This is a genomic window from Chitinophaga silvatica (assembly GCF_003419895.1).
GTDB lineage: Bacteria > Bacteroidota > Bacteroidia > Chitinophagales > Chitinophagaceae > Chitinophaga > Chitinophaga silvatica.
In genome coordinates, this window is sequence record NZ_QPMM01000011.1 from 316,802 (window position 1) to 342,824 (window position 26,023).

Sequence of the window (26,023 nt, forward strand, 5' to 3'; positions counted from 1 at the left end):
ATCTAGCAATTGATTGGATCTATTATTCCGCTTTTAATCTCAGACTGGAAATAACTTCCTGTGGTTTCACAAAGTCATAGGCTATTTTATCATCATCCTTAACTTTCTGCACTCCCTCAAGGAGAATTTTATCTTCTGCTGTTATTCCTTTTTCTATGATATATAAATCTGGTAACTCTCCACGAACTGTAATGAGTTTAGACTTAACTACATTGTTTTTGTCCAAAACAAAAACATACTTTTTGTCCTGGATTTCGTAAGTAGCTTTCTGAGGAATGATTAATGCATCTTTAAGTGGCATTGTCATTAACACTTTACCTGTCTCGCCATTTTTTAACAGCTTATCGGGGTTGGGGAATCTGGCCCTGAACGCGATATTTCCGGTCTCATTATCGAATTCACTTTCAATGGTTTCTACCTGTCCCTGATAGGATAAAGGTTGGTTATTGGCCAGTAACAGGGTTACCTTACTGTCGCCTCTGGATTTTACATTGGTTTGGTACTCCAGGTATTCGGGTTCAGAAACATTGAAGTAAACAAACATTTGTGAATTATCCGAAAGGCTGGTTAGCAGTTCTCCTTCATCCAGCAGGCTCCCCAGCTTTTTAGGAATGCGGTCTATAATTCCATCAAATGGGGCTCTGATTTCGGTAAACGACAGATGTAATTTAGCCATGGCAATTTCGGCTTTTGCCTGATCCAATTTGGCCTGTGCCATTGCCAGTTCATTTTTGGAAACCACATTTTTGTCTACCAGCAATTTGGTGTTTTGTACCTCTATTTCAGCGGTCCTGGCTTCTGCTTCTGCTTTAACTAATTCGGCCTGGTACATATTGGGCATCATTTTAAATAATACCTGTCCGGCTTTTACAAATTGGCCTTCATCAACGTAGATGTTTTGCAGATAGCCTCTTTCCTGGGCACGTATTTCAATGTTCCTGACCGAGCGAATCTGCGAAACATAATCTTTGGTAAAGGAAGTATCCATTACTAATGGGCTGGTAACTGTATACTTACTGGCTTCTTCTTTTTCTTCTTGTTTAGGTTTGCAGCTGATATGGCATAAGAATGCGCACAAACCTGTGAACATGATGATTCTCTTCATGATATTAAATAATAAACGATAGGATGTTTGTAGGCAGAGTGTGGTCTGGTAGATGTCAGGCTTGTAAACTTCGCACAGGAAGTACAATAAGTATGGTTGGCATACTCTAGGGGCATGTATTTAACACGCCTTTTGACAACTAATTGTAGTTTTAAATCAAATTCTTAATGCTCCCTGTAGCAAATACTTATAAAATATTTGTCCGGAAAAGGTGGGTGGAGATTTAAAATACCTGTGTTGGTAATTTAAATGAACAAGATTAGTTATTAAGTTTTGGCGATTTGCCAGTAATTTATATTTGAGGGAAAAACAACTAGTTGGGTCTTCATCTTCAACATTATCACTTACCATGAAATCTGCCTCCAGATCCTCACTTACATCCCTGATCTGTGCATCTTCTGTGGTTTCTTCAATGACAGCAGGAGTATTAGCTGCTATAAAAGGTATCTGAGAATAATTATCGTTGCCGCCAAACGTCCGTCCAGTAGTATTTTGATCCCCTTTAGAAAAGAGAATTAAAAAATATACTAAAAAAGTTATCCCTCTCATTTGGGCACCAAAACTAATAAAAGTTGGAGCCCGGAAAAAGAGTGAATTGTAAAAACAAATTAGATTTTGAATTCTACCTATTCGCATTTGAAAGCGGTTCCTTTCCGAAGGAAGGCGCAAAGATATGAAGGACAAACAATTTTTCTAATCTTATTTTAATCATTAACAATCATTTATCATTATAAATATTTTTCCGTTCTTTTGAATTAAATGATGCAACAGATGAATATCAACACTATTAAATCGGCATTCTTAGGACTGGCAGTTGGCGACGCCCTTGGGGTTCCTGTAGAGTTTTTAAGGAGAGAGGTATTAAAAAAAAGTCCGGTAACCGAGATGAGAGGATTTGGTACCCATACCCAACCTCCGGGAACCTGGTCGGATGATAGTTCACTTACCTTTTGCCTGGCTGCTGCCCTCACCAAAGGATATGACCTTCAACGGTTAGCCAACTACTTTACCGATTGGCTTTACCGTAACTTCTGGACTCCACATGGTGAAATCTTTGATGTAGGGATTGCTACCCGACAAGCAATCTGGCGTTTGAAAATGGGGGATATTCCAATTCTGGCGGGAGGAAATCACGAAAGTGACAATGGAAATGGCTCACTGATGAGAATATTGCCATTGGTATTTTACATGCACAATAAGTCGATCTCGGAAAGATTTTACATAACAAAAGACGTTTCATCCTTAACCCACAGACATATACGTTCTGTAATCGGTTGTTTTTATTATCTCGAATTTGCAAGAGAATTGCTTAACGGAACTGATAAGTTTAAGGCATATTTCAACCTTCAGCAACAACTCCTGCCTTTTCTGCAAACACAGGAAATACAGGAAGCTGAACTGGAAAAATTAAATTCCCTATGGAAAGGCGATATCAGTTTATTGGATGAGTCGTTGATCCGCAGCTCAGGATATGTACTTCATACCCTTGAAGCCAGTATCTGGTGCATACTCACTACCAGCTCCTACTCAGAGGCGGTTCTGAAGGCAGTGAATTTAGGAGAAGATACAGATACCACTGGTGCCGTAACGGGTGGACTAGCCGGTATTATATACGGCATGGAAGGAATACCTTCTGAATGGATAGATGTTCTCGCCAGAAAAAATGATATAGAAAAACTGATCAATGAATTTGGCAGGTCATTGTAAAAAGTCCTGCCATGTTAACGTCTCCGAAAGTTAAAAGCATGGTATATTAAATATTTAATATACGGGTATCCACCATTCTAATAATTCTCTAATAACATTCTATATCCCCTCTAACTGCACTTCTGATCAGGCAGATTTACTTTTGCATAGCGAAAAACAAAGTATATGGATTCACAGCCTCCAAGTTGTCTGATTACCTTATAATCCCTCCGTTGCCAGGATGTAAATTATCCTCCTTCGGAATGGGGGATGACCGTTAATCTCAGATAACAATTAACTGGCTTTTTTTACATCAATTAAATTCAAAGTTATGCTTACCACAAAAGTTTTTGTAATACGGCTGCTTGTGGCAGCTGTGTTAGGCATTGCTATTGGAGTGGAAAGGCAATGGCGACAAAAAAGTGCAGGCTTGCGCACCAATACACTTGTTGCTTTAGGTTCGGCAGCATTTGTACTGATGTCTGTAAATCTGGGCACTGAGGCCACAGGCAGAATGGCATCCTATATCATTAGTGGTATTGGCTTTCTTGGTGCCGGTGTAATCATGAAAGATGGGATGAGTGTTCAGGGCCTTAATACTGCAGCTACAATCTGGTGCTCCGCTGCTGTTGGTTCTCTTGCTGGTATTGGAATGGCTATTGAGGCAGCAATTCTGACCGCCGCAATTATGTTGGCCCATCTGATTCTGCGCCCCATTGGCAATATGCTCAGTAGCCAGCCCCTGAAAAGACCTGTTGATGCCTCTACTGATTATCTGGTAACTATTAAATGCAGACAAGAAGTTGAGAATCATATTAGGGTTTTAATGATCCAATCTGTAGGAAATGATAACAAATTGTTGCTGCGTTCACTTGCCAGTACAGATATGGATGAAGGCGCTTCAGCGCTGATTACGGCTGAGATCAGAAGCGAATCACCTCAGGATATTCTGATGGAGAAAGTAACCAGCAGACTCACAATTGAACAGGCCGTTTCCAATGTTAGCTGGAAAGTTGCTACTGTACAAATAGATAATTAATCCAAAGTCCAAATTTTAAAGATCAGGCAGCATGTTTAATCTGGTAAAAGAAAATATTAAGGCACGTTTGGTTCATACTCATACCAGTAACGGGATGAACGGGGAAGCGACTGTTAAACTACGAAACGCGAGTAGAAATGAAAAGAACTATTTTTTGCCGATGCTTGAAAGTTCGGTAGACGGACTTACCACCGAACAGGCAGAGGATAGAGCGAAAGCTTTTGGGTTAAACGAAGTACAACACGAAAACCAGCATTCCTGGTATTTTCAGCTTTTTAAAGCTTTTATTAATCCATTTATCGGGATACTCATAATTATCGCGTTTATATCCCTGATAATGGATGTATGGATGGCAAAACCAGGAGAACAGGAATATAAAACTGTTATAATGGTTGGCATCATGGTGTTGATTAGCTCTTTGCTCCGGTTCTTTCAGGAATATAGAAGCAATAAAGCTGCTCAGCAGTTGAAGAGCCTGGTAAGAACAACGGCAACGGTACTACGTAAAAATGAAGGAAAGGTTGAAATTGATATCAGAAACCTGGTGCCTGGCGATATCGTTTATTTATCGGCCGGCGATATGATACCTGCCGATTGCAGGATATTACAGTCAAAAGACCTGTTCGTTAGTCAGGCAATGTTGACCGGTGAATCGCTCCCCGTTGAAAAAAGATACCTGGCGATTCGTGATGCCGATAGTAAATCTCCACTGGAGTTGGATAATATTTGTTTCATGGGAACCAATGTAGTTAGTGGGGCCGCAACAGTAGTGGTTGTAACCACCGGCAGTCAAACCTACTTTGGTTCTCTCAGTAAAACTATTGTGGGCGAAAGACCCGCAACCAGCTTCGATAAAGGAGTGAATAAAGTAAGTTATCTGCTAATCAGGTTTATGCTGATTATGGTTCCTTTAATCTTTCTGATAAACGGATTAATTAAGGGAAACTGGATGGAAGCACTCTTATTTGCTATAGCAGTGGCAGTAGGATTAACTCCTGAAATGCTCCCAATGATAGTTACCGCCAATCTGGCTAAGGGCGCCGTAAGCATGAGTAAGCGGAAAGTAATTGTTAAGCGGCTGAATGCCATCCAGAATATTGGTGCAATGGATGTTTTCTGTACAGATAAGACAGGTACTCTAACCCTCGATAAAATTGTGCTCGAAAAGCATCTGAATCTTGATGGCGATGAAGATGAGGAAGTATTGAAATGGGCTTATCTAAATAGCTTTCATCAAACCGGGCTTAAGAGCCTATTGGATATTGCAATACTGGAACACGTAGAACTGCACGACTACCTGATGGTGGAAGAACATTTTGTGAAGGTAGATGAAATACCTTTCGACTTCCAGCGTAGGCGCATGTCCGTTATTCTTAAGCAGCGTAATGGGAAACATTTGTTAATCTGTAAAGGAGCGGTAGAAGAGGTCCTTAACCTATGTAGCCATGCCTTTGATCCGGGTGAAGATAAACAACTGCATATCGAGAGTGATGCTGTTGTTCCAATGGATGACAAAATGAGGGAAACAGTTCTGAATACTTCTAAACGCCTCAATGAAGAAGGACTAAGAGTACTGTTGGTGGCTATTAAAGAGTTTGATGACCGGGCATTAACCTATTCGGTTGATGATGAGAAAGATATGGTGCTGACGGGCTTCATCGGCTTCCTTGATCCTGCAAAACCCACTGCCAAAGTAGCTATTGAAGCATTGCAAACACTAGGGGTAACAGTAAAGGTTTTGACAGGTGATAACGAAACTGTAACCAAAAAAATCTGTAAGGAAGTTGGTATCCCCATCAACAATATATTGTTGGGGAATGAGCTGGATGGTATGTCTGATGAGCTTCTGCAGAGTAAGATCGATGATATCAATATTTTAGCCAAACTAAGCCCTGCACAGAAGGCGAGAGTAATAAAGGTATTACAGGCTAAAGGACATACCGTTGGTTTTATGGGAGATGGCATTAATGATGCTGCTGCATTGCACAACGCGGATGTAGGTATTAGTGTTGACACGGCTGTTGATATTGCAAAAGAAAGTGCTGATATAATTCTGCTGGAAAAGGATTTAATGGTGTTGAGAAAAGGAGTGATTTATGGAAGAAGGACTTTTGGAAACATCATTAAATACATCAAAATGACTGTAAGCAGCAATTTTGGGAATATGTTCAGCATGCTTGGTGCCAGCGCATTTTTACCATTTCTCCCAATGTTGCCTGTTCAATTATTATTTCAGAATCTTTTGTATGATATCTCGCAGGTATCAATTCCATGGGATAAAATGGATGAAGATTTTTTGTTGAAGCCAAGGAAATGGGATGCATCCGATATTCAGCGCTTTATGTTGTTTATAGGCCCCATTAGCTCAATATTCGACTATGCCACCTTTGCTGTAATGTTATTTATTTTTAAGGCTACAACCCCTGCTCATCAATCATTGTTTCAGAGCGGCTGGTTCGTTGAAGGACTATTATCCCAAACCCTGATTGTGCATATGATCAGAACTAGGAAAATTCCTTTCATCCAAAGCTGGGCAGCTACACCCGTGGTGCTGTTAACATTACTTATTATGGTGATTGGTTTATTCCTCCCATTTTCACCATTCGCAAGTGCGCTTAAAATGCAACCATTGCCGTTAAGCTATTTCCCTTGGCTGATAGCCATATTAGCAGGTTATTGTGTGCTTACGCAATACGTGAAAACCTGGTATATCAGGAAGTTTAATAAATGGTTATAACCTTTATATTAAGCCAGGAGTTTACTCCTGGCTTTTTTATAGTTCTGGAATGCATTATTTTTGCTTTGTCGGAGCGAAATATTCCCGGGATCAGCGACCCAATAAATTGTTAATATTTAAATGATCCTTGATATTTTCTTATTCCTGACTTAGATTGGGCACTAATGAGTTACTATCAGCTATTGCAACGATTGGGTATTCTTATAATATTGTCACTTTGCTACCTGGTTTCAGGAGCACAGGTACGTATTTATGGTACAGTGTATGATCGGACTGCCAAATTCGGAATGGCCGGAGTGACCGTTATGAGCACCTCTGGTAAAGGTACCATTACTGATTCAGCTGGTCATTACAGTATTATTGTTCCCACCGCTGATTCTATTTGTTTTTCCTACCAGGGAAAAGCAACAATGAAATTTCCGGTAAAAGAGATTCGCACCAGCAGATCATTTGATATGAGCCTGCACGTGGATGTACATATGCTACCTACAGTAGAAGTATCTGCCCAACGAAGAGGGTATACTGTCGATTCAATTGAAAATAGGCGGGAGTATCGCAAAGTCTTTGATTTTGAACGCGAATATTTTACGAGTGGGGGAGCAGGTTCCGCAGCCGGCCTGAATTTAGATCTGCTCTTCAGTATGAAGAAGATTAAAAGAATAGAGGCTTTCAGAAAAATTCTGATCCAGGACGAAAAAGATAAGTATGTAGATCATCGATTTAATAAAGAACTCGTTAAAAAGATAACCGGGCTAGAATCTCCTGCACTGGAGGCCTTCATGATTCAGTTCAGACCTTCTTACGAATTTATCCTTTCATTTGATAATGATTATGATTATTATGAATTTATCAAAGTAAGCAGTGAATATTTCTCTTCCAGGTATAATAAAAATCGCGCTAATCACAATTAATACCACTCCTATAATTTTAATTGTCATCCTCAGTTCATAAAGGTATCTTCATAGACAAAGCCGATATCTTGAAAACTTTATATTTATTATTATTGGTCGCCGGATTGCAGCTCAATAGCTATGCACAACATCCTGGTCTGACAGTGAGCAAACAAGGGGAATTATTACTAAATGGTAAGCCCTACAAAGGGATTGGAGTCAATTACTTCAATGCCTTTAGCAGAACATTGGAAAAGGGAGCCATAGATGATACCTCCTACAGGGATGGCTTCAGATATCTGAAAGAAAGAAATATCCCCTTTGTAAGATTTATGTGCAGTGGCTTTTGGCCAGTCAATTATACCCTTTACCTGAAGGATAAGGAACAATACTTTCGTAATCTGGATGAATTTGTTAAATCGGCAGAAGAAATCGGAATTGGATTGATTCCATCGCTATGCTGGAATTTCACCACTATTCCTGATCTGGTAAAGGAACCAGTAGGGCAGTGGGGAAATCCCAAGAGCAAAACCATCGCATTTATGCGACAATATGTTAAGGAAATAGTGAGCAGGTATAAACAATCACCTGCAATCTGGGGATGGGAATTTGGTAATGAGTATAACCTGGTAATTGATTTGCCAGGCGATACAATTAATCTCCCTCAGGTGGCAGTAAATGTAGGAACCCCGGCTACCCGCTCAAAAGCAGATAAACTGTCCACAGCAGATCTGCAAACTGCACTTGGAATATTCGGTAAAACCATCAGGAGTCTGGATAAACATCGGATTATTATTAGTGGGAATTCTATTCCTCGTGCCAGCGCCTTTCATTTACATAATAACAAGAACTGGGAAAAAGACTCCCGTGCCGAATTTCAGCAGATGTTGGATCTTCAAAATCCTTCACCAATAAATACATTATCAATCCATCATTACCCCGATAACGAAAACGAATATTTCAATGGTTCTCCAGCTTCTTTAAAAGACATAATTGCCGAAAGTATGAAGGCATCCTTTCTGTATAAAAAACCTTTATTTATCGGAGAATTTGGAGCGCAGGAAAAGTTGCTGGGGGTTGAAGAAGCTAAAAAGAAGTATATGGAGTTGATAGAGGGTATTGCTGTTTATAATGTGCCATTATCCGCAATGTGGGTATTCGATTATACTCCTCACGATACTGAAAATGGGATAAATGTAAATCCAGCCACCGGTGCAAGGGATTATATGATTAAAGCAATTAGTGAGCTTAACGCGGCTTTTCTTGCAAAATAGATGGGAGGGATTATCCCAACGTTATTAAGTCAGGAAAATGGCCCCGGATATTAGCGTATTTAAGTGATTGATAAAATTTTATTACGATAGTTAAGGCAGGGGTAAACACAATGCTATTAGGTTAAGAGAGTGGGCTCCGATTTTATTATCTTTAAGTGATTGATAAATTTCCTTTACCGTAGTTAGGGCAGGGGTAAACCCTGCCCCTACAGGGTTTCAGCGAATTACAGTTTCTATATTGTAGAATTGTTTCTTTATTGAACTGAAATTGGTAGATCGACATTTAATATGAATTATATCTACCTGATGAAAATTTAGCTTCGATGAAATTCTGTAGGGGCAGGGTTTACCCCTGCCCAGCCTACGGTAATAGAAGCAAATCTTTTAAATTCAATATTCACCAGATATCATTCCTCATAACTAATTATCAGATATAACGCTGAATCAATGCCAGCTTTTCTTCCATCTTCCTTTTATTCCCACCAACAAAAACATTGTATTTCTTTCCATTTTTATCAAGCAACCGAAGATATACAGATTCGCTACTGCTGTAACTATCTTCATCATTAAGCGGTTGCTGCGTGGCTACAATTTCTATCGAAAATCTGTCTATCTCTGCATATGGGAACGATTGATTACTGTTTTTCAGTACTCCAGCCTTTTTTAAGGATGCAATTTTTTGCTGTTTATGCATACTTAGAGTAACTGTGTTTACAAATAAATACCCGATAACTCCACCCAGCAAGATTATCATACCCAGCCAAAACAATGCTTCCAGGTCTTTAAGCCAATATATCAGCAGCATCGTAATTCCTGCTGCTATAAGTACGAGCATCGTTATTTTAGTTGTAATATTCTTATGCTCTATCACCAATTGTTCTGAATCATTAACTAATACTTTCATTGTTGCAAATTATATGGTCAATTAATTAGCTCCTCCGGCAGCAATTACATTAGCGCCGCCTGCTGCAATCACATTTCCGCCACCTGCTGCGATTACATTGGCTCCACCTGCAGCTATTACTGCTGCCGCTCCCTGTGCGCTTAAAGAAAAGGTACTGATCCCGTTTTGATTTAACTTATTCTGTATACCAGTAACGGCTGTAGAATTCCTACCCTGGTTCTTCCAGGTAGTATGAAATGCTACTAACTGGGCAAAAGAGTAGGTAGGCTGATTCATCCAGTATTGAAGCTGAGCAGCAGATGGTAGCTGGTTAAATGCCCGGTAATAGGATTGTTGAATTACCAGCGTTTTAGATTTAGTATTGCTTTTCAGGTTACTCATTTGTGCATTGAATACTTCGGCATATGTACTATTTCTGCTGCTCCAATAGCTAATATCATTGGCCGATGGGTCCCATCCAAATGCATCCATATATGCGCGTGTAATCGTAGCCGTTCTTTCCTGCGTATTTCTGCTAATATGCCCGCGATGAAAATTTACCATCTGGTCTATTGTGTAACTTCCCCCTTGTTCCCATTCCCTAAATTCCCTGCTATCCGGGAAGCGCCCAAATGCTATAAAATAGCTGCCATTAATGATTTCACCTTTGCTTTGGCCAAACGAAACAGACATGAATGCCAAACAAATAATAACAGTGAGGGCTAAACGATACTTTAAGTGCTCGGTTTTCTTCATAAATTCTTTACTTTAAGGATAAATTTGCTGCCAAAAATAGCTTGCGGCTAATTAGAAGGAAATACCGACTAGCCGGTATTTTTATTCAGGTGCGAATCTTACAGATATGCGTTCAGTATTCATATACCTAAGAATTTTACTGCTGATAGGTGGATTGTTAATGTGCCGGATTGTGCATGGAATTCAGATTATTCCGGCTTCACTGAATATCCATACAAGCCCTATGAGCTTTATGATGGAGGAAAATCCAGTGTCTCCCGATTCTGTAATCTCCTTATTCAGGCAGGGTAGATTTACATCAACCAATAAGGATTTTATCAATTTTGGAAGTACCTACCATCGTTACTGGATGCATTTTAGTATTGAAGCAGAGGTAGCTCCAATGCCTTTAATGTTGGAATTAACGAACCCCTTGTTATATGGGATTGAGGTTTTTGAAGAAAATGAGGATAAACTAATTCTAATCTACAATACAGGTAGTGATGCTGTATTTTCTCAACGCCCGTTTAACTATCATAATTTTATTTTTCCGATTACAATTACTACTCAGCACGAAAAACATTTCTTTATTCGCCTGGATCGGCGCCAGGAAATCCTGAAATTTACAGCTAATTTATACTCACAATCTGCGTTTATACAAAAGCAGAATAAGGAGTACTTATTCTATGGCTGCTTTGCAGGCGTGATGTTGTTTGCTTTATTGTTTAGCGCTTTTTTATTAATAATGTTGAAAGAAAGTGTTCATGCCTGGTACATCTTTTATATCTGCCTGATTAGCCTGTTTGTATTTACCGATAATGGAATGACCTATGAATTCATCTGGCCTGAAGCTGTTTTTTGGAATAAACACGCCCGAACATTGCTGGGAATGCTGACTTTCCCCATACAGCTACGTTTTATGCAATTATTTATCTCTCAAAAAATTACTGAAAGCAGGTATTATAGATGGGTGAATTATTGTATCCTCTTGTTTCTTACACTGGCTGCCGGATTTATAGTGATGCTGATAAACAGATACGAATTTAGTCCTGCTGTCTTTATGTGTTTTAGAATCTGCTTTTATATAGCTTACTGTACCGGTGTATTGTTAGTGTTTCTGAGTCTTGCTGAGAAAATCAAAGAAGGAAATAAAGTAGCTAAAATCTATCTGCTTGCAATTGCTGCACTTTTAATGCAAATTGTAATTGTAATGATGATCCGCTGGCATTGGTTGCCTATTGCAATAGATACTTCCCGTACAATGACCATTTGTATCGCATTGGAAATAGCAATTCTTACATTAGGGCTGGCATTCAGATACCAGTTTTATTATAAGCAAAAACTACAGTTGGAATTTGAACTGATAGAACAACAACATGCTTCATTGTTAAAGGTTGTAGCGGCAGTAGAGGAGGAGCAAAGAAGGGTAGCTGCCGACTTACATGATGGATTGGGTGGTACTCTGGCTGTGGCTAAATCTCTCCTGCAGCAGGGGCATAAGTCCTGGGAGGTAATAGACCAGGCCTGCAAGGATTTGAGGCATATTGCCCATGATCTGATGCCGCAATATTTCGACGATATTACATTGGGCGCAGCATTGGCTGATGCAGTTGAAAAAGCTGGTTCAACTACTTCTGTCAGGTTTATGTTTATTCAGAACGGAGAACCCCAAGCACTGGATAAAAGTACTGAACTGCATATTTTTAGAATTGTCAATGAACTGATTCATAACATAAGGAAACATTCGAATGCCGATAATGCTATTATCCAGTTAAGTTATTTCCCTACTGGCATTGAGCTAATGGTCGAAGACGATGGTAGTGGTATTCAGGATGGCAAGAATAAAGGGATAGGATTATCGAACCTGTATTCCAGGGTTGGTTATTTAAAAGGAACTGTAAATATCGATAGCAATTCCCAGGGAACTACTGTTATGTGTAACATACCATTTAATTAAATAATAATGAATTGTAGAGTATTGATTGCTGATGATCATGTATTGTTCAATGATGCAATAAAGGCAATGTTGGAAGCAGTTGAAGGTATTACTGTAGTGGGCCAGGTAAGTAGGGGAAATGAAGTAATTCCAATGATTGATAAAACCAAACCGGATATCTGTTTGCTGGATATAAACATGCCCGGACAAAATGGATTAATGGTTGCAGAACGCCTTAAAGAGTCGGGGAGTGCCACTCGTGTTATTATTATATCCATGTACCAGGATAAGCGATTTGTTACAGAAAGCAAGAGAATTAAGGCGGATGGATATTTGTTGAAGGATGCCAGCAAAGCAGAATTACTTGCTGCTATTGAAATGGTGATGAATGGAGAGACCTTTTACGATCCAAAACTGGGAAAGGATATCAACCAACATGCAGAAGATAGTTTTATCAAAAAATTTAATCTAACAAAAAGAGAAATTGAAATAATAAGGCTGGTAAAGGAAAATATGACAGCCCGGGAAATAGCAGATAAGCTTTGCTTAAGTGTTTTAACGATAGAAACTCACAGAAGAAACATAAATCTGAAATTGGGAATTAAAAATACATTGTCGCTGGTCCGATTTGCAGAAACATATAATATCTGATTATTTGTTATATTTGACATATTAACTTATTGCTAATAATAGTATCCCTATGACACAAGATTCATCCATTTTCATTGAAACAATTAAAGTACGCCGACTAGCGATCTTACCTTTATGGCTAAAGATATACCTGGGAGTTATTGCAGTAGTTTCAATTATATTTATTTTAGGTTCTACAAATATTTTACTCGGCTCTCGAAATTCATCAGAAGGTCAGGTGTTTTTTTCTGTTGGAGTTAGTATTTGTGAATATGTTACGGGGATAGCATTTTTTTTAGTGGCTTTATTGATATTAGCAGAAGCGAAATATGCAATCCGCGCTATGAACATACTAATAGTTGCAAAGCTGTTAGTATGTCTTTTTTATTTATACTTAATGCTTATATGGACTACACCTTTTATAATAGTTTTCGCTCTGATTATATTTCCTGTACTCCTTAATGTAATTGTACTTATTGCATTTGCCCGCCAAAGAAATAAATGGGAAAATGAGGCAGTGAAGAAATCAGAAGCCACAGGTTATTAACCTAAAACCTATATTGATGTCACAACAACCTGATAGCATATTCGACGAACTTTTTGAACAGCAATCCAAACCTCGCCGGTTAAGTGTTTTATCCTGGTGGATAAAAGGTTATCTGATACTTGTTTTTATTCTGGCAATTTATGCTTTATTCATGGAGGTTTCCAATGTATCTACCTGGATTTCATTGGAATCAAATTCTTTCTATTATACATATATTGGATTTTTTGCAGTGATCACTGTAGCAATTCTCCTGGCTGCAATTATTTCTATAGGTTTGGAATGGAAGCATGGAATAATGGCTACAATTATTGCTGTTATATGCCGCACTACCTATTTTAACATTACTATGCTTTCGTTTAATTTTGGGTTCAATTATAATTTATTAACAACGGTAATAATTAACCTTCCTTTCCTGATTTTAATGATTAAGGTTCGTAAACGCTGGGAGAATGAAGCGATAAGAAAACCAAGATCAGTAGAGTAAAATTACGTTTGCAAGCTTTATCTTCGTAAGATAAAAATCAGGCATATGGAAAGCATAAGCACTTTATTAATGTTTGAGGGGCAGGCAGAGGAGGCAATGAACTTCTATACCTCGCTGTTTGAAGATTCTTCCGTACTAAGTTTGCAGCGATATGAAGATTCCGGTAAGGTAATGTTTGCATCCTTTTCTTTACAGGGTCAGATTTTTAAATGTATTGATTCCACTGTGAAACACGGATTCACCTTCACTCCGGCTATGTCTATCTATGTAGAGTTTGAGTCTACCGACCAGCTCGATCACGTATACTCACAGCTGTTAGCGGAAGGAACCGTTCTAATGCCTTTGGATAGCTATTTTTTTAGTTCCCGTTTTGCATGGATAACTGATAAATATGGAGTTTCCTGGCAACTCAACTATGCTAAGCCTTAAATAATATCATTGAATAATGAAAAAATGGACAATTGCACTACTTTTATTTGTAGTGGTTCTTGTTATTGAGTCGTTTATCCCCCGTAAAATTACCTGGGTGGCTATTGGAGATTCAATTACCTATCTCAACGAACATCCCGATGAAGCCGGCAATCGTATCACCGAAGGATATATGTCCAGAGTGGTTAAACAGCTACCGGAGCTCGAATATACCAACCAGGGCCATAATGGGTGGACAGCCTGCCGCATCGCTTCCTCTATCAATGAATTAAACCTGCAACCTGCAGATCTGTATTCCATATTTCTGGGTACCAACGATTGGTGGGCCGGACTTCCTATCGGTACATTCAGCGATTATAGAAACAATACCGGAAATAATACGGTATATGGCGCCTTTAGAACCATTATTGATAAATTAAGAAGCCTCAACCCTAAAGCCCAAATTGTATTAATCACTCCTTTGCAACGAGGTGATTTCGTTTATTTCAAAGACTTCAATAACAATGCATATGGCTCCTATAAGCCTAAAGCCAATCAAACTTTATTACAATTGGTGCAGGCTATAGATACTATTGCAGCTAAAGAACGTATAACCAAAGTAGATCTCTATCGCAAAAGTGGGATCACTGTAGAAAATGCAGTCAAATTTAAACGCCTGAAAGACCCCGTAAATTGGGAGTATAAGAACTTTACCTGGCCTGCATATAAAGACATCCCGTTCGATCCCCAACAGGAAGAATATCCATACCCGTTAGCTGCTGTGGATATGACCTATGATGGATTACATCCTTCTGATAAGGGTTACGAAATAATTGCAAATATGCTGATCAAGGCCATGAAGCCTCTTCTCAAAAAGATAAACTAAACGCCTATCGCTTTTTAGCATCGAACATTTATTGGTTTTATATTGTTTTTCCCTAAAACCCATAACTAAAACCAATAAACTGTTTTGCAAACAAGTACAGGCGTGGTAAACGCTGTCAGAGGCAGTATTGTAGATGTTTACTTCAAAGACAAAGTACCTCCTCTATCAACGATTCTGTATGCAGGAGATAACCAGCAGATAGTCATTGAAGTAATATCACAACCCGATGTTAACCTTGCTAGGGGCATTGCATTAACCCCAACCCAGGGATTGGCTCGCGGAATGGAAGTCGTGAATACAGACAGGCCCCTGGAAGTTCCGGTTGGAAAAGAGCTACTGGGCCATATGTTCGATGTTTTTGGTAAAAGTACCAGCAGTAACCTCCTGACCGATCATCTGCCTCACCGAAGTATTAATCAACCTCCTCCTCCCTTAATAAAACACGCGGTTCATTCTGAAGTATTCGAAACCGGTATTAAAGCAATAGATATACTGCTACCCCTCGAAAAAGGTGGAAAAGCCGGATTGTTTGGAGGTGCAGGTGTAGGTAAAACAGTGCTGCTCACAGAGCTTATTCATAACATGGTTAAAAGCCACGAAGGGGTAAGCATCTTCTGTGGTATTGGTGAACGTTGCCGCGAAGGACTGGAACTATTCCAGGATATGAAAGACGCAAATGTGCTGCAGGACATGATTATGATCTTCGGCCAGATGAACGAGCCCTCTGGCGCCCGTTTCAAAGTAGGGCATGCTGCCCTCACAATGGCTGAATGGTTCAGAGATACAGCACATCAGGATGTTTTATTGTTGATCGATAATATCTTCAGATTTATCCAGGCCGGAATGGAGGTATCCGGACTCATGGGGCAAATGCCTTCCCGTTTGGGCTACCAGCCTACATTGGCCACTGAACTTTCACAGCTGGAAGAGCGTATAGCCAATACAGATACTGGTGCAATTACATCTATTCAGGCGGTTTATGTACCCGCCGATGATCTGACCGATCCGGCTGCTGTACATACTTTCTCTCATCTTTCTGCTTCTATCGTATTATCCAGAGCCCGTGCCAGTGAAGGTTTTTACCCGGCGATCGATTTGCTTAAATCCGGGTCAAAAATGGCAACTCCCGGAATCATTGGTGCCAGGCATTACTCTATTGCCCAGGCAATCCGTAATACTCTGGCTCAATATGAAGATCTGAAAGATATAATTGCAATGTTGGGCATTGAGCAGCTCTCTGCAGAAGATCAACAAATTGTAAATCGGAGCCGCAGATTGGAAAGATTTTTAACCCAACCTTTCTTTACTACCGAACAATTTAGTCAATACGCCGGGAAAACGGTATCTCTCACTGATGCCTTAGATGGATGCGAACGTATCCTGAATGATGAATTTAAAGACTATCCTGAGGCGGCATTTTATATGATTGGAAAAATTGAGGAAGTGAAAAATTATAAACCTTGAAGCATGGAAACAACCTATCTGCATTTAAGGATTTTACTACCATCCCAGATATTTTTGGAAAAAACGGATGTAATAAGAATTACAGTCGAAACTACTGCTGGTTCTTATGGCTTCTTACCTCAGCGGTTGGATTGTACCGCCGCTTTAATACCCGGTATATTATTCTATGAGTCGGTCAGTGATGGCGAAAAATATATAGCCGTAGAAGAAGGGGTGATTGTAAAAGCCGGTTTTGAAATTATGATAGCCGTTCGTAATGCAGTTGGAAACGCTTCTCTGGGTGAGTTGAAATCGCTGATCGATCAGAAACTCAAACTGGCTGATGAGAAGAAAGTGAATATGCGATCTGTGATTGCCAGACTGGAAACAAGTTTTGTCAGAAATATTCAGCAGCTAAATAACGAATAAAGTGGCACCGGAAAATCATAAGAAACACAAATCATTTAGCGAAGATATTGGCAGAAAAGAACAACGCCGAATGAAGGCTAAACGAAATAAACAGCATGTCTGGTCGGGATTTGGCTTGTTTGGTATGATTGGCTGGTCTGTAGTTACTCCCACAGTGCTTGGTGCTGCGCTTGGTAGTTGGCTGGATAGGAAAATACCGGGGCAAAATTCGTATACACTTGCCTGTCTGATAGCCGGACTTTGCCTTGGCTGCTTCATCGCATGGAATTGGATTCATAAAGAAAATAAACAAATAAAAGATAACGAAGATAACCATGAATGAGACCATGTATAACATCTTTGTGTTTATAGCAGGTATTGCTATAGGCATACTTTTCTTTGGTGGTTTATGGTGGACAACCCGAAAGGCGCTTACTTCCAAAAAACCTGCAATACTTTTTGCTATAAGCTTTGTTGTAAGATTGGGCATCACCATTTTGCTGTTTTATGCATTATCCGGCGGCCATTGGGAAGAATTACTTGTTTGCTTTGGTGGTTTCCTCCTGGGCAGAGTAATCATTACTGTTGCAACAAGAACGAAGAAGAAAAATGTAAAACCTTATGAGGTTAAGTCCTGATGAGAAAATTTTCTGGAAGGATGGATTCTTCCAGTTAAACCTTACCATTGTTACTACCTGGATGTTAATGCTGGTGATGGTAATTGCTGCCTACCTGGTAACCAGGAGATTGAAGAACAGCATTACTATTTCCCGCTGGCAACATATATTGGAAATTATTGTGCTTACAATACTAACCCAGATGGAAGATGTAGGACTGAAGAAGCCTGAAAAATATCTGGCTTTTGTAGGTACTTTATTCCTGTTTATAGTAGTTGCCAATCTTTTTTCTATCGTACCCATGTATGAAAGCCCCACGGCTTCCTTATCTACTACTTCAGCACTGGCCATTAGTGTATTCATTGCAGTTCCTGTATTTGGTATTGCTGAAAAAGGGATTCTTAAATACATGAAAACATATTTGCAACCCAATTTTTTGATGCTTCCTTTTAATATCATCAGTGAAATATCAAGAACCCTGGCACTAGCTATTCGTTTGTTTGGAAATATGATGAGTGGGGGGATGATTGTATCGATTTTGTTAATTATAGCCCCATATTTCTTTCCCATCATTATGAATGTACTGGGTCTGTTGACCGGTATGGTACAGGCTTATATTTTCGCTATTCTGGCTACTGTTTATATCTCTGCCGCAACTCAGACTGAAGAACAGCAATTACAAAAAAGTCAAAAATAAATTTATGGATAGTACTACTTTAATTGCGTTTGCATCTATTCTGACCGCCGGATTTACTACTGCTATCGGTTGTGTAGCCCCTGCTTTGGCTGAAGGCAAGGCAATTGTTGCCGCACTACAGGCAATTGCCCAACAGCCCGATGCTTCTTCCACTACTACCCGAACATTATTTGTCGGATTGGCAATGATTGAATCTACCTGTATTTACTGTCTGGTAATTTCCATGATTCTAATATTTGCTAACCCATTCTGGAATCATATTATCGCAAAATAAAATCAGCTAAGTATGCAGATCGATTGGTTTACGGTGATTGCCCAGGTAATTAACTTTCTGATACTGGTTTGCCTGCTGAAACGCTTTCTATATAAACCTGTATTAAAAGCAATTGCCGATCGGGAAGCCAGGATTAATAAGCAACTCGCGGAAGCTGCTGCATCCAAAGCAGCTGCTGAAGGAGAGTATTTGTTGTATAAGGAAAGGAATGTTGAATTTGATGCCGAACGTGAAAAGGCGCTCGAAAAAGTAGCAATAGATATGGAAAAGGAAAAACAACAGCTACTCCTGCAGGCGCAGAAAGAAAGTCAGACTTTAAGAATTAAACTCCAGAATGATTTAAAAGCAGAACAACATAATATTCTCAATGAGGTAAAACAACGGATCCAACAAACCGTATTAGGTATTGCCAATAAAACATTGGCGGATCTTGGAAATACCAACCTCGAAACACAGATAGTTTCCATCTTCATCCAGCGTCTCAAACATCTCAACGAAACTGAAGCACATCAGCTAATACAGGCAATTCAACCTGGTGGCAACCTGGTTGTTGAAACAGCTTATAATTTAAACGAAGAACAAAAAAAACAACTGGAAAATACTATTAGAGAGATGACCGGAGTACATCCGGTTTTTCAGTATGAGATCGATAAAAGTCTGATTAGTGGTATTACACTGAAAATGAAAGACTACAAACTTTCATGGAATACCACCGATTATCTGAATGATCTACAGAAACACATGAATTTTAATGATGTAGCCGATAAATATTGGGGTAATGAGCAATAATGAATTTATACGAACAAAGGTGACAGATATCTTTGATGTGATCAACAAAGATGCTAATGAATATATTCCTTCCTTTGAAGCAGAAGAAACAGGTACCGTGATCAGCGTTAGCTCTGGTATTGCAAGGGTTTCCGGATTACCCCATGCCGGGTATGAAGAATTATTGCGCTTCCCTAATAATCTTTATGGCATCGCTTTTAATCTCGATGCCACTGAAATTGGTGTAGTATTACTTGGGGAAGATAAAAATTTACGGACCGGCGACCCCGTTAGCAGAACCGGCCGTGTAACTGATGTACCGGTAGGAAATGGATTATTAGGGCGTGTAATTAATCCATTAGGCGAACCGCAGGATGGTAAAGGCTCTGTGGCAGTTACAAAACGTTTACCAATTGAGCGTCCGGCTCCCGCTATTATGCAAAGAGCGCCTGTTGCCACTCCGTTACAAACAGGACTGAAAGTGGTTGATGCCTTGATCCCGGTGGGAAGAGGACAGCGAGAACTTATTCTGGGCGACAGGCAAACAGGGAAAACAACCATAGCTCTCGATACCATACTGAATCAGCACGATAAAAATGTGCTTTGTGTCTATTGTGCAATCGGCCAGCAGGCCGCTTCATTGGCAAAGGTGGTAGCAGCACTGAATGAGCATAATGCAATGGAATACACAGTAATAGTAGCTACCGAAGGCAATAACCCGCCTGGCTTACTATACATTGCTCCATATGCAGCTACCAGCATTGCTGAATACTTTATGGAACAGGGCAGAGATGTGCTGATCATTTACGACGATCTTACTAACCATGCAAGGGCCTATAGAGAACTTTCATTACTGTTGCGCCGCCCTCCCGGCCGCGAGGCTTTTCCCGGAGATATATTCTACATTCACTCCAGGCTTCTTGAACGCTCTACACAGTTAAACGATGAAAATGGTGGCGGTTCACTCACTGCATTACCCATTATTGAAACAGAAGCACAGAATATTTCAGCCTATATTCCAACTAATCTTATTTCCATTACAGACGGGCAGTTATATCTATCGCCCAAGCTTTTTGATATGAGCGTATTGCCGGCTGTAGACATCGGAAGATCAGTATCCCGTGTAGGAGGTAAGGCGCAACTTAAAGCCTATAGAAAACTCGCAGGTAACCTGAAACTGGAATATGCTCAGTTTGAGGAATTGGAAACCTTTGCAAGATTCGGAATGCATATGGATGTAAATACTCAGAAAATAATTGAGCATGGAAAAAGGATCAGAGAATGTCTGAAACAGCCTGAAATGCAACCTTTGCCGGTAATGGAACAACTGATTATTTTACTGGCATTAAGTAAGGAATTGCTGGATGATGTTCCCGAAGCTAAAATTCCTGCTGCCGAAAAAGCGTTACAGCAACTTGCTGATAATATGCCCGATTCGATAGTTGATGAATGGATAGGACAAAGTGCTTTAAGCCCGGAACACGAAAATTACCTGCTTAATAGTATGACGAAAATATTAGAACCCTTTTATAATATTCAATAATGGCAGATACTCTTGAAAGCTTGCAGAGGCGTATTAGTAGCGCACAAGGGCTAGGTTCTGTTGTTAAAACAATGAAGGCCCTGGCTGCATCAAATATCGATCAGTACGAGATGGCTGTGAAGTCACTTCAAAACTACTTCGAAACTGTTGCAATGAGTTTATACGCTTGTTTCAAAGCAACGCAGTATACAAGCCAGGAAGCTAAAAATACAGGTTCCCAAACAGTAGCAATTGTGTTGGGTTCTGACCAGGGGTTGGTCGGTGGTTTTAATGAAGTGCTGGTAGACTATGTTCAGTCTAAACTCCGGTTACAGGGAGGAGAACAGGTATTCTGGGTAGTGGGAGAGCGAATGGTAAGCAGGTTGTCAGAATCAAATCTTCCTGTTAAAGAGAAGTTTCCGGTACCAAATGGAGTAGAGGGTATTGGTCCTTTGGTCAATGAATTACTGATCAATATTCAATCCTATCAGGAGCAGGGAATATTGGATTCCTGCCAGATTTTCTATAATTCACCTACCAGTCATATTGGTTATACACCCGCTGTAAGCCAGGTTTTACCCTTTGATAAACAATGGTATACCGAATTATATGTTTCCAATTGGCCTACTAATCGATTGCCCCAGATTATTGGAGGTCTTGAAAATATCCTTCCGGCATTAATAACTGAGTACCTGTTTGTACTGCTATACAAAGCTATTGCCGGTTCGCTTAGCAGCGAAAATGCAAGCCGGCTTCAGGCTATGCAGAGGGCTGAAAAAAATATCGATGAAACCCTTGATGACCTAAACCAGCAGTTCAACCGTATTCGTCAGGGAGCTATAGATGCCGAATTATTTGATCTGGTAGCTGGTTTTGAAGCACTTGCCCCAAATAATCCACAAAAATGAGTATTTTTTAATTAGTTTGAATTCAAACTAATTATTTTGTACATTTGGTGTACAATTCAGTAAGAATGGAACTGCCAACTTCGCTGGTCGAGTATGGTTCTCGACGAATTATCATCACTATAACAGCAGTAGTTTGTGCCCTGCTGGAAATCATAGACACCACAATTGTTAACGTTGCCCTGCCAGATATGCGAGGAAGCCTTGGTGCTACACTCAATGAAGTGAGTTGGGTCATCACTGCCTATTCTCTCGCTAATGTAATTATTGTACCTCTTACCAGCTGGCTATCTCAACAGTTTGGACGCAGAAATTACTTTGCCGCTTCCATCATAATATTTACTGTCTGTTCTTTCCTCTGTGGTAATGCAACCAATATTTGGGAACTGGTGCTTTTCCGCTTTCTGCAAGGCCTGGGTGGTGGAGCATTATTAGTTACTTCCCAGACAATTATTACTGAAAGCTGGCCTACAGAAAAAAGAGCAACCGCACAGGCCATTTATACATTAGGAGTAATCGTTGGCCCTACTTTGGGTCCTCCTTTAGGTGGCTTTATCATCGATAATTATAGTTGGCCATATATCTTCTATATCAATATACCTATTGGAGTTATCGCGGCACTGTTAACTCTGCAATATGTTAGAAGTCCGCAGTATGAAAAGAAACGCGATGCATCGCAGGTCGACTGGCTGGGGATTTTTCTGTTAATGGTGGGTATTTGCTCCCTTCAATTTGTATTGGAGAAAGGGCAGGAAGAAGATTGGTTTAGTAGTACATTGATAGTGGTTCTCTCTGTACTGGCTGTGTTCGGGTTATTCTTCTTTATATGGCGGCAGTGGGTATACAAATATCCGGTAGTGGAGTTAAGAGTATTGAAAAATGGTAATCTCAGAATAGGAGTTGTGTTATCATTTATCATGGGATTCGGCTTATTTGGATCTACTTTCGTAATTCCGCTTTATACGCAATCACTGCTGGGCTGGACTGCACAGCAATCAGGTATGTTGCAGCTTCCCAGTACGCTGTTTGTTGCTTTTATGATGCCTGTTGTTGCGATACTCATTCAAAAAGGAGTGCCACAGAAATACCTGATTGCAATAGGGATGAGTATATTTTTCATCTATAGTTATCTTTCTTATACTATACTAACTCCGGATACCAGTAGTAAAGATTTTTTCTGGGTATTAATTATTCGCGGATTAGGTTTGGGCTTATTATCTGTTCCGGTTAGTACTATGTCTTTGTCGACCCTCAAAGGGCAGGAGATAGGCCAGGGTGCAGCATTCTCTGGAATGATGCGACAGCTTGGCGGAGCTTTCGGTGTAGCTTTGATTTCAACTTTTGTAATCAGGCAAACAGATTTTCATCGCAGTACTTTAGTAGATCACCTCGATGTAAATAATCCTGATGTTCAGAATAAAATCACTCAAATGGCAGCGGGTATGAGAAGTAAAGGTTTTGATCTTGCAACGGCTCAGAATAAAGCTTATGCAATGCTGGATGGCGCAGTGATGAAACAGGCTACAGTACTATCTTACATGGATGTATTCCTTTGGGTGGGTATTATGTTCCTGGTTTGCGTTCCATTTGTTTTATTATTGGTAAAAACATCAAAGAAAAAGATTAACCTCGCTGAGGCAGCACACTAGAAATTAAATGTAATATATTTGTTAGTATGATAAATACTCAACAAAATATTGTAGACCTGGCGCGTGAATTTGGTAGAGCTATTAGTGAGATGCGCACCTATATGCGTCAAAACCTACAGGTGAAAATCAGGGAACATGGCGTTGATATTACATTTGAATTACTTGAAATATTAGGGTTTCTCTTTAGAAAAGATGGAGTAAATCAACAGGAAATAGCAGATGTTATTGTAAAGGATAAGTCGAGCATGACTTACCTGATCGATAACCTCGAAAAACGAGGAATGGTAGAACGAATAGAAGATCAAAACGATAGAAGAAGTAAACTAATCTATCTGACAGAAAAAGGTAAAATGCTGGAGAAAGAACTAAGCCCCTGGATTAGTGAAATGTATGAAAAAGCAACAACAGGATTAGAACAGACGAATTTGCAGATTGCACTGGCTCAGATACAGAAAATGAACGAAAATCTTAGGAAACAATGATGAAAACGTTGCTAGTACCTGTGGATCTGACTGCAGCATCCGACGAAACGGTACGCTTTACCACCGCCTGGAGTAAACAATATGATTATGAAAGAATCATACTGTTGAAGACTTTTTATGAAAATGTATTCAGCGATATTGTAATCTCTGCGGAATACGCACCAGTAGATGAAGCTTCTGTAAACAATAACCGTGAAGCTGCAAAAGCCAGACTGCAGGAACTGGCTGAAGAAATTGTTGCCGAACATAACCAGGTTCAGGTAACTATTGCCATTAGTGAAGATCCGATTCTAAGGGCTATTAATGAGATCATTCATACAGCCTCACCATCCATGATTGTTCTGGGCAGTAATAATACGGATGGACTTATTGCAAGAAATCTTATCAGCATCGCTAAAACAAGCCCGATTCGTGTATTGGTAGTTCCGGCAGGCTATTCTTTTCAACCTGTAAAGAAAGCATTGGTGCCTTTCGATTTTAAAGCTTTACAGGTATTGGGAAAATTGCAGAAAGTTGCCATCTCTCCCAACTGGCCTAAAGCACAATTACTCGCGCTGAATGTAAGTACTGATTCAAATCAGCAAACACCAGATGAACAAACCACTGCTGCAATTCATGAATATTTATCGGCTTTCCGCCATGAAATTCATTACAGCAAAGGAAACGATATTATTGAAAGTGTTACGGACTATACAAAAAGCAATGATGTTCAACTGGTGGTGGCATTACCAGGTAAGCATAGCTTCTTATATGCTCTAACCCATAAAAGTATCTCAGAAGCAATTACCAGGGCAGCTCAGGTACCAGTGCTTATTCTAAAGTAATTAATGCCAAATCCGTGAAGGATGAATCAAAAGTATTCTAGTTTCTATCAGAGTGCTTTTGATTCATCCTTTTCGTTTTATAGTAGTCATGAATTAATGCATTTGTTTATATTCCCCCATTGCATCTATGATTTAAAAATTATATCTTACTTCAAATTCCACGTCCTACCATGCGTTTCTTGTTACTTTCGGCATGCCTGCTCATCACATTGCAGGGAGCTGCCCAGGATATGGCTAATAAGGCCAATCAATTTATTAAGCTGCTTTCTAAAGCTCAGCAGGAAAAAGCCATTTACCCTTTCGATACGGCAGAAAGAGAGCGTTTTGCTTATGTGCCACTCGATAACAGAAAAGGTATTTCTGTCAATGAATTAAGTAAGGAGCAAAGAGAGAAGTTGATTGTGCTGCTCTCTACCGCGCTGAGCAATAATACAGTAAACAGGGTACAGGATATTATGCAGCTCGATAACGTGCTGAAAGAATTGGAAAACCGAAAGGCAGACGATCATTACCGTGATCCGGGTAAATATTTTATCACCATTTTTGGAACTCCTGAAAAAGGGAAGGTCTGGGGATGGAGATTTGAAGGTCACCATGTTGCTTTCAATTTTTCTTCTGAAAACAATAAACTGGTTGCAGGAACTCCCAGTTTCTTGGGTGCCAACCCGGCTGTTGTGCAGTCTGGCCCTCAAAAAGGGAAGGAGGTGCTGAAAGCTGAAACTGCCCAGGGATTTGCATTACTTGAAGCGCTTAATGCCGATGAATTGCAGAAAGCCCTGGTAAATACTGCTGCTCCTGCCGAAATCATTACCGGTGCTTCCCGGAAAGTTCAGCTAATTCAGCCAATGGGAATAAGATATAATGAACTGAGCAAAGCTGCCCAGGCTCAGCTGTATAGCTTAATCAGTTTGTACGTGAACAGATATACGAAATTGTTTGCTAATAGTATGCTTAAGGAAATTGAAGAAGCCGGAATGGAGAATTTATACTTTGCCTGGGCCGGAGATACTGGTCATACTCCGGGAAAGCCATACTACTACAGAATTCAAGGCCCTACCTTAATAATCGAATATGATAATACCCAGAATAACGCGAATCACGTACATACAGTAATCAGAGATTTAAAACGCGATTTTGGAGGTGATGAATTACTCGAACATTACAGAGCTGCGCACTAAAAATTAAATAATATCA

The 26,023-nt window shown here is 39.8% G+C and carries 28 protein-coding genes; 24 read left to right on the forward strand and 4 right to left on the reverse strand.

Annotated features, from left to right (window positions below):
- Positions 1–22: 22 nt before the first annotated feature.
- The gene (locus tag DVR12_RS20845; RefSeq protein WP_116977728.1) at positions 23–1,105 is read right to left on the reverse strand and encodes an efflux RND transporter periplasmic adaptor subunit; all 1,083 of its coding nucleotides are present in this window, start codon (positions 1,103–1,105) and stop codon (positions 23–25) included.
- Positions 1,106–1,261: 156 nt separating this feature from the next.
- Entirely contained in the window at positions 1,262–1,741 is a 480-nt protein-coding gene (locus DVR12_RS20850; protein ID WP_147323504.1) for a hypothetical protein, read from the reverse strand.
- 135 nt (positions 1,742–1,876) lie between these two features.
- Between DVR12_RS20850 and DVR12_RS20855 the strand changes: the two genes are divergently transcribed.
- From DVR12_RS20855 to DVR12_RS20875, 5 genes are all read left to right on the forward strand, one after another.
- Positions 1,877–2,812, forward strand: coding sequence for an ADP-ribosylglycohydrolase family protein (locus DVR12_RS20855; protein ID WP_116977802.1), 936 nt, complete (start codon positions 1,877–1,879; stop codon positions 2,810–2,812).
- A gap of 310 nt (positions 2,813–3,122) precedes the next feature.
- A complete protein-coding gene (locus DVR12_RS20860; RefSeq protein WP_116977730.1) occupies positions 3,123–3,830 on the forward strand; it encodes an MgtC/SapB family protein in 708 nt (235 codons plus the stop codon).
- A gap of 31 nt (positions 3,831–3,861) precedes the next feature.
- Positions 3,862–6,567, forward strand: a complete 2,706-nt coding sequence (gene mgtA, locus DVR12_RS20865; protein ID WP_116977731.1) for a magnesium-translocating P-type ATPase — start codon at positions 3,862–3,864, stop codon at positions 6,565–6,567.
- Between the two features lie 164 nt (positions 6,568–6,731).
- On the forward strand, positions 6,732–7,478 hold the full coding sequence (locus tag DVR12_RS20870; protein WP_116977732.1) for a peptidase associated/transthyretin-like domain-containing protein: 747 nt from the start codon (positions 6,732–6,734) through the stop codon (positions 7,476–7,478).
- 68 nt (positions 7,479–7,546) lie between these two features.
- Positions 7,547–8,731, forward strand: coding sequence for a cellulase family glycosylhydrolase (locus DVR12_RS20875; RefSeq protein WP_158563324.1), 1,185 nt, complete (start codon positions 7,547–7,549; stop codon positions 8,729–8,731).
- A gap of 427 nt (positions 8,732–9,158) precedes the next feature.
- Here the strand turns inward: DVR12_RS20875 and DVR12_RS20880 are convergent, their stop codons facing one another.
- On the reverse strand, positions 9,159–9,635 hold the full coding sequence (locus tag DVR12_RS20880) for a hypothetical protein (protein ID WP_116977734.1): 477 nt from the start codon (positions 9,633–9,635) through the stop codon (positions 9,159–9,161).
- A gap of 21 nt (positions 9,636–9,656) precedes the next feature.
- Entirely contained in the window at positions 9,657–10,370 is a 714-nt protein-coding gene (locus DVR12_RS20885; RefSeq protein WP_116977735.1) for a hypothetical protein, read from the reverse strand.
- A 106-nt stretch (positions 10,371–10,476) separates the two neighbouring features.
- Here DVR12_RS20885 and DVR12_RS20890 point away from each other — a divergent pair, with 106 nt between their 5' ends.
- The 19 genes from DVR12_RS20890 to DVR12_RS20980 all read left to right on the forward strand — a co-directional run bounded on the left by DVR12_RS20890 (position 10,477) and on the right by DVR12_RS20980 (position 26,007).
- Complete coding sequence (locus DVR12_RS20890; RefSeq protein WP_116977736.1) at positions 10,477–12,306, forward strand: sensor histidine kinase; 1,830 nt, start codon at positions 10,477–10,479, stop codon at positions 12,304–12,306.
- A gap of 6 nt (positions 12,307–12,312) precedes the next feature.
- A complete protein-coding gene (locus tag DVR12_RS20895) occupies positions 12,313–12,936 on the forward strand; it encodes a response regulator (protein ID WP_116977737.1) in 624 nt (207 codons plus the stop codon).
- Positions 12,937–12,985: 49 nt separating this feature from the next.
- Positions 12,986–13,462 (forward strand): hypothetical protein, encoded by a 477-nt coding sequence (locus tag DVR12_RS20900; RefSeq protein ID WP_116977738.1) that lies wholly within the window; start codon positions 12,986–12,988, stop codon positions 13,460–13,462.
- Positions 13,463–13,478: 16 nt separating this feature from the next.
- Positions 13,479–13,946: a hypothetical protein gene (locus tag DVR12_RS20905; protein ID WP_116977739.1), complete on the forward strand. Its 468-nt coding sequence runs from the start codon at positions 13,479–13,481 to the stop codon at positions 13,944–13,946.
- A gap of 45 nt (positions 13,947–13,991) precedes the next feature.
- Complete coding sequence (locus tag DVR12_RS20910) at positions 13,992–14,375, forward strand: VOC family protein (RefSeq protein ID WP_116977740.1); 384 nt, start codon at positions 13,992–13,994, stop codon at positions 14,373–14,375.
- Between the two features lie 16 nt (positions 14,376–14,391).
- A complete protein-coding gene (locus DVR12_RS20915; RefSeq protein WP_116977741.1) occupies positions 14,392–15,240 on the forward strand; it encodes an SGNH/GDSL hydrolase family protein in 849 nt (282 codons plus the stop codon).
- Between the two features lie 84 nt (positions 15,241–15,324).
- Positions 15,325–16,704 (forward strand): F0F1 ATP synthase subunit beta, encoded by a 1,380-nt coding sequence (atpD, locus tag DVR12_RS20920; RefSeq protein ID WP_116977742.1) that lies wholly within the window; start codon positions 15,325–15,327, stop codon positions 16,702–16,704.
- A gap of 3 nt (positions 16,705–16,707) precedes the next feature.
- Complete coding sequence (locus DVR12_RS20925; protein ID WP_116977743.1) at positions 16,708–17,112, forward strand: F0F1 ATP synthase subunit epsilon; 405 nt, start codon at positions 16,708–16,710, stop codon at positions 17,110–17,112.
- Between the two features lies 1 nt (position 17,113).
- On the forward strand, positions 17,114–17,434 hold the full coding sequence (locus DVR12_RS20930; protein WP_116977744.1) for an AtpZ/AtpI family protein: 321 nt from the start codon (positions 17,114–17,116) through the stop codon (positions 17,432–17,434).
- The gene (locus DVR12_RS20935; protein ID WP_116977745.1) at positions 17,427–17,729 is read left to right on the forward strand and encodes an ATP synthase subunit I; all 303 of its coding nucleotides are present in this window, start codon (positions 17,427–17,429) and stop codon (positions 17,727–17,729) included. The genes DVR12_RS20930 and DVR12_RS20935 overlap by 8 nt, the downstream gene beginning before the upstream one ends.
- Complete coding sequence (locus tag DVR12_RS20940) at positions 17,713–18,405, forward strand: F0F1 ATP synthase subunit A (protein ID WP_116977746.1); 693 nt, start codon at positions 17,713–17,715, stop codon at positions 18,403–18,405. Before DVR12_RS20935 ends, DVR12_RS20940 begins: the two co-directional genes overlap by 17 nt.
- Positions 18,406–18,409: 4 nt before the next feature.
- Positions 18,410–18,679 (forward strand): F0F1 ATP synthase subunit C, encoded by a 270-nt coding sequence (locus DVR12_RS20945; protein ID WP_116977747.1) that lies wholly within the window; start codon positions 18,410–18,412, stop codon positions 18,677–18,679.
- Positions 18,680–18,691: 12 nt separating this feature from the next.
- On the forward strand, positions 18,692–19,468 hold the full coding sequence (locus DVR12_RS20950) for a F0F1 ATP synthase subunit delta (RefSeq protein WP_116977748.1): 777 nt from the start codon (positions 18,692–18,694) through the stop codon (positions 19,466–19,468).
- Entirely contained in the window at positions 19,458–20,990 is a 1,533-nt protein-coding gene (locus tag DVR12_RS20955) for an alternate F1F0 ATPase, F1 subunit alpha (RefSeq protein WP_116977749.1), read from the forward strand. The genes DVR12_RS20950 and DVR12_RS20955 overlap by 11 nt, the downstream gene beginning before the upstream one ends.
- The gene (locus tag DVR12_RS20960; protein WP_116977750.1) at positions 20,990–21,877 is read left to right on the forward strand and encodes a F0F1 ATP synthase subunit gamma; all 888 of its coding nucleotides are present in this window, start codon (positions 20,990–20,992) and stop codon (positions 21,875–21,877) included. Before DVR12_RS20955 ends, DVR12_RS20960 begins: the two co-directional genes overlap by 1 nt.
- 65 nt (positions 21,878–21,942) lie before the next feature.
- Positions 21,943–23,523 carry a DHA2 family efflux MFS transporter permease subunit gene (locus tag DVR12_RS20965; RefSeq protein WP_116977751.1) on the forward strand — a complete coding sequence of 527 codons (1,581 nt, stop codon included), beginning with the start codon at positions 21,943–21,945 and terminating at the stop codon, positions 23,521–23,523.
- A 26-nt stretch (positions 23,524–23,549) separates the two neighbouring features.
- Entirely contained in the window at positions 23,550–24,005 is a 456-nt protein-coding gene (locus DVR12_RS20970; protein WP_116977752.1) for a MarR family winged helix-turn-helix transcriptional regulator, read from the forward strand.
- Positions 24,005–24,829 carry a universal stress protein gene (locus DVR12_RS20975; RefSeq protein WP_158563325.1) on the forward strand — a complete coding sequence of 275 codons (825 nt, stop codon included), beginning with the start codon at positions 24,005–24,007 and terminating at the stop codon, positions 24,827–24,829. Before DVR12_RS20970 ends, DVR12_RS20975 begins: the two co-directional genes overlap by 1 nt.
- Before the next feature lie 170 nt (positions 24,830–24,999).
- Positions 25,000–26,007, forward strand: coding sequence for a DUF3500 domain-containing protein (locus DVR12_RS20980; RefSeq protein WP_116977754.1), 1,008 nt, complete (start codon positions 25,000–25,002; stop codon positions 26,005–26,007).
- Positions 26,008–26,023 lie beyond the last annotated feature (16 nt).

What these genes read in the sequence shown, in the direction of transcription:
- DVR12_RS20885 (WP_116977735.1), bottom strand. Translation starts at nt 10,370, where the DNA reads ATGAAGAAAACCGAGCACTTAAAGTATCGTTTAGCCCTCACTGTTATT.
- DVR12_RS20880 (WP_116977734.1), bottom strand. Translation starts at nt 9,635, where the DNA reads ATGAAAGTATTAGTTAATGATTCAGAACAATTGGTGATAGAGCATAAG.
- DVR12_RS20935 (WP_116977745.1), top strand. Translation starts at nt 17,427, where the DNA reads ATGAATGAGACCATGTATAACATCTTTGTGTTTATAGCAGGTATTGCT.
- DVR12_RS20970 (WP_116977752.1), top strand. Translation starts at nt 23,550, where the DNA reads ATGATAAATACTCAACAAAATATTGTAGACCTGGCGCGTGAATTTGGT.
- DVR12_RS20960 (WP_116977750.1), top strand. Translation starts at nt 20,990, where the DNA reads ATGGCAGATACTCTTGAAAGCTTGCAGAGGCGTATTAGTAGCGCACAA.
- DVR12_RS20905 (WP_116977739.1), top strand. Translation starts at nt 13,479, where the DNA reads ATGTCACAACAACCTGATAGCATATTCGACGAACTTTTTGAACAGCAA.
- mgtA (WP_116977731.1), top strand. Translation starts at nt 3,862, where the DNA reads ATGTTTAATCTGGTAAAAGAAAATATTAAGGCACGTTTGGTTCATACT.
- DVR12_RS20975 (WP_158563325.1), top strand. Translation starts at nt 24,005, where the DNA reads ATGAAAACGTTGCTAGTACCTGTGGATCTGACTGCAGCATCCGACGAA.
- DVR12_RS20940 (WP_116977746.1), top strand. Translation starts at nt 17,713, where the DNA reads ATGAGGTTAAGTCCTGATGAGAAAATTTTCTGGAAGGATGGATTCTTC.
- DVR12_RS20950 (WP_116977748.1), top strand. Translation starts at nt 18,692, where the DNA reads ATGCAGATCGATTGGTTTACGGTGATTGCCCAGGTAATTAACTTTCTG.
- DVR12_RS20860 (WP_116977730.1), top strand. Translation starts at nt 3,123, where the DNA reads ATGCTTACCACAAAAGTTTTTGTAATACGGCTGCTTGTGGCAGCTGTG.
- DVR12_RS20900 (WP_116977738.1), top strand. Translation starts at nt 12,986, where the DNA reads ATGACACAAGATTCATCCATTTTCATTGAAACAATTAAAGTACGCCGA.
- DVR12_RS20895 (WP_116977737.1), top strand. Translation starts at nt 12,313, where the DNA reads ATGAATTGTAGAGTATTGATTGCTGATGATCATGTATTGTTCAATGAT.
- DVR12_RS20855 (WP_116977802.1), top strand. Translation starts at nt 1,877, where the DNA reads ATGAATATCAACACTATTAAATCGGCATTCTTAGGACTGGCAGTTGGC.
- DVR12_RS20850 (WP_147323504.1), bottom strand. Translation starts at nt 1,741, where the DNA reads ATGCGAATAGGTAGAATTCAAAATCTAATTTGTTTTTACAATTCACTC.
- DVR12_RS20890 (WP_116977736.1), top strand. Translation starts at nt 10,477, where the DNA reads ATGCGTTCAGTATTCATATACCTAAGAATTTTACTGCTGATAGGTGGA.
- DVR12_RS20945 (WP_116977747.1), top strand. Translation starts at nt 18,410, where the DNA reads ATGGATAGTACTACTTTAATTGCGTTTGCATCTATTCTGACCGCCGGA.
- DVR12_RS20965 (WP_116977751.1), top strand. Translation starts at nt 21,943, where the DNA reads ATGGAACTGCCAACTTCGCTGGTCGAGTATGGTTCTCGACGAATTATC.
- DVR12_RS20925 (WP_116977743.1), top strand. Translation starts at nt 16,708, where the DNA reads ATGGAAACAACCTATCTGCATTTAAGGATTTTACTACCATCCCAGATA.
- DVR12_RS20910 (WP_116977740.1), top strand. Translation starts at nt 13,992, where the DNA reads ATGGAAAGCATAAGCACTTTATTAATGTTTGAGGGGCAGGCAGAGGAG.
- DVR12_RS20915 (WP_116977741.1), top strand. Translation starts at nt 14,392, where the DNA reads ATGAAAAAATGGACAATTGCACTACTTTTATTTGTAGTGGTTCTTGTT.
- DVR12_RS20845 (WP_116977728.1), bottom strand. Translation starts at nt 1,105, where the DNA reads ATGAAGAGAATCATCATGTTCACAGGTTTGTGCGCATTCTTATGCCAT.
- DVR12_RS20980 (WP_116977754.1), top strand. Translation starts at nt 25,000, where the DNA reads ATGCGTTTCTTGTTACTTTCGGCATGCCTGCTCATCACATTGCAGGGA.
- DVR12_RS20870 (WP_116977732.1), top strand. Translation starts at nt 6,732, where the DNA reads ATGAGTTACTATCAGCTATTGCAACGATTGGGTATTCTTATAATATTG.
- DVR12_RS20955 (WP_116977749.1), top strand. Translation starts at nt 19,458, where the DNA reads ATGAGCAATAATGAATTTATACGAACAAAGGTGACAGATATCTTTGAT.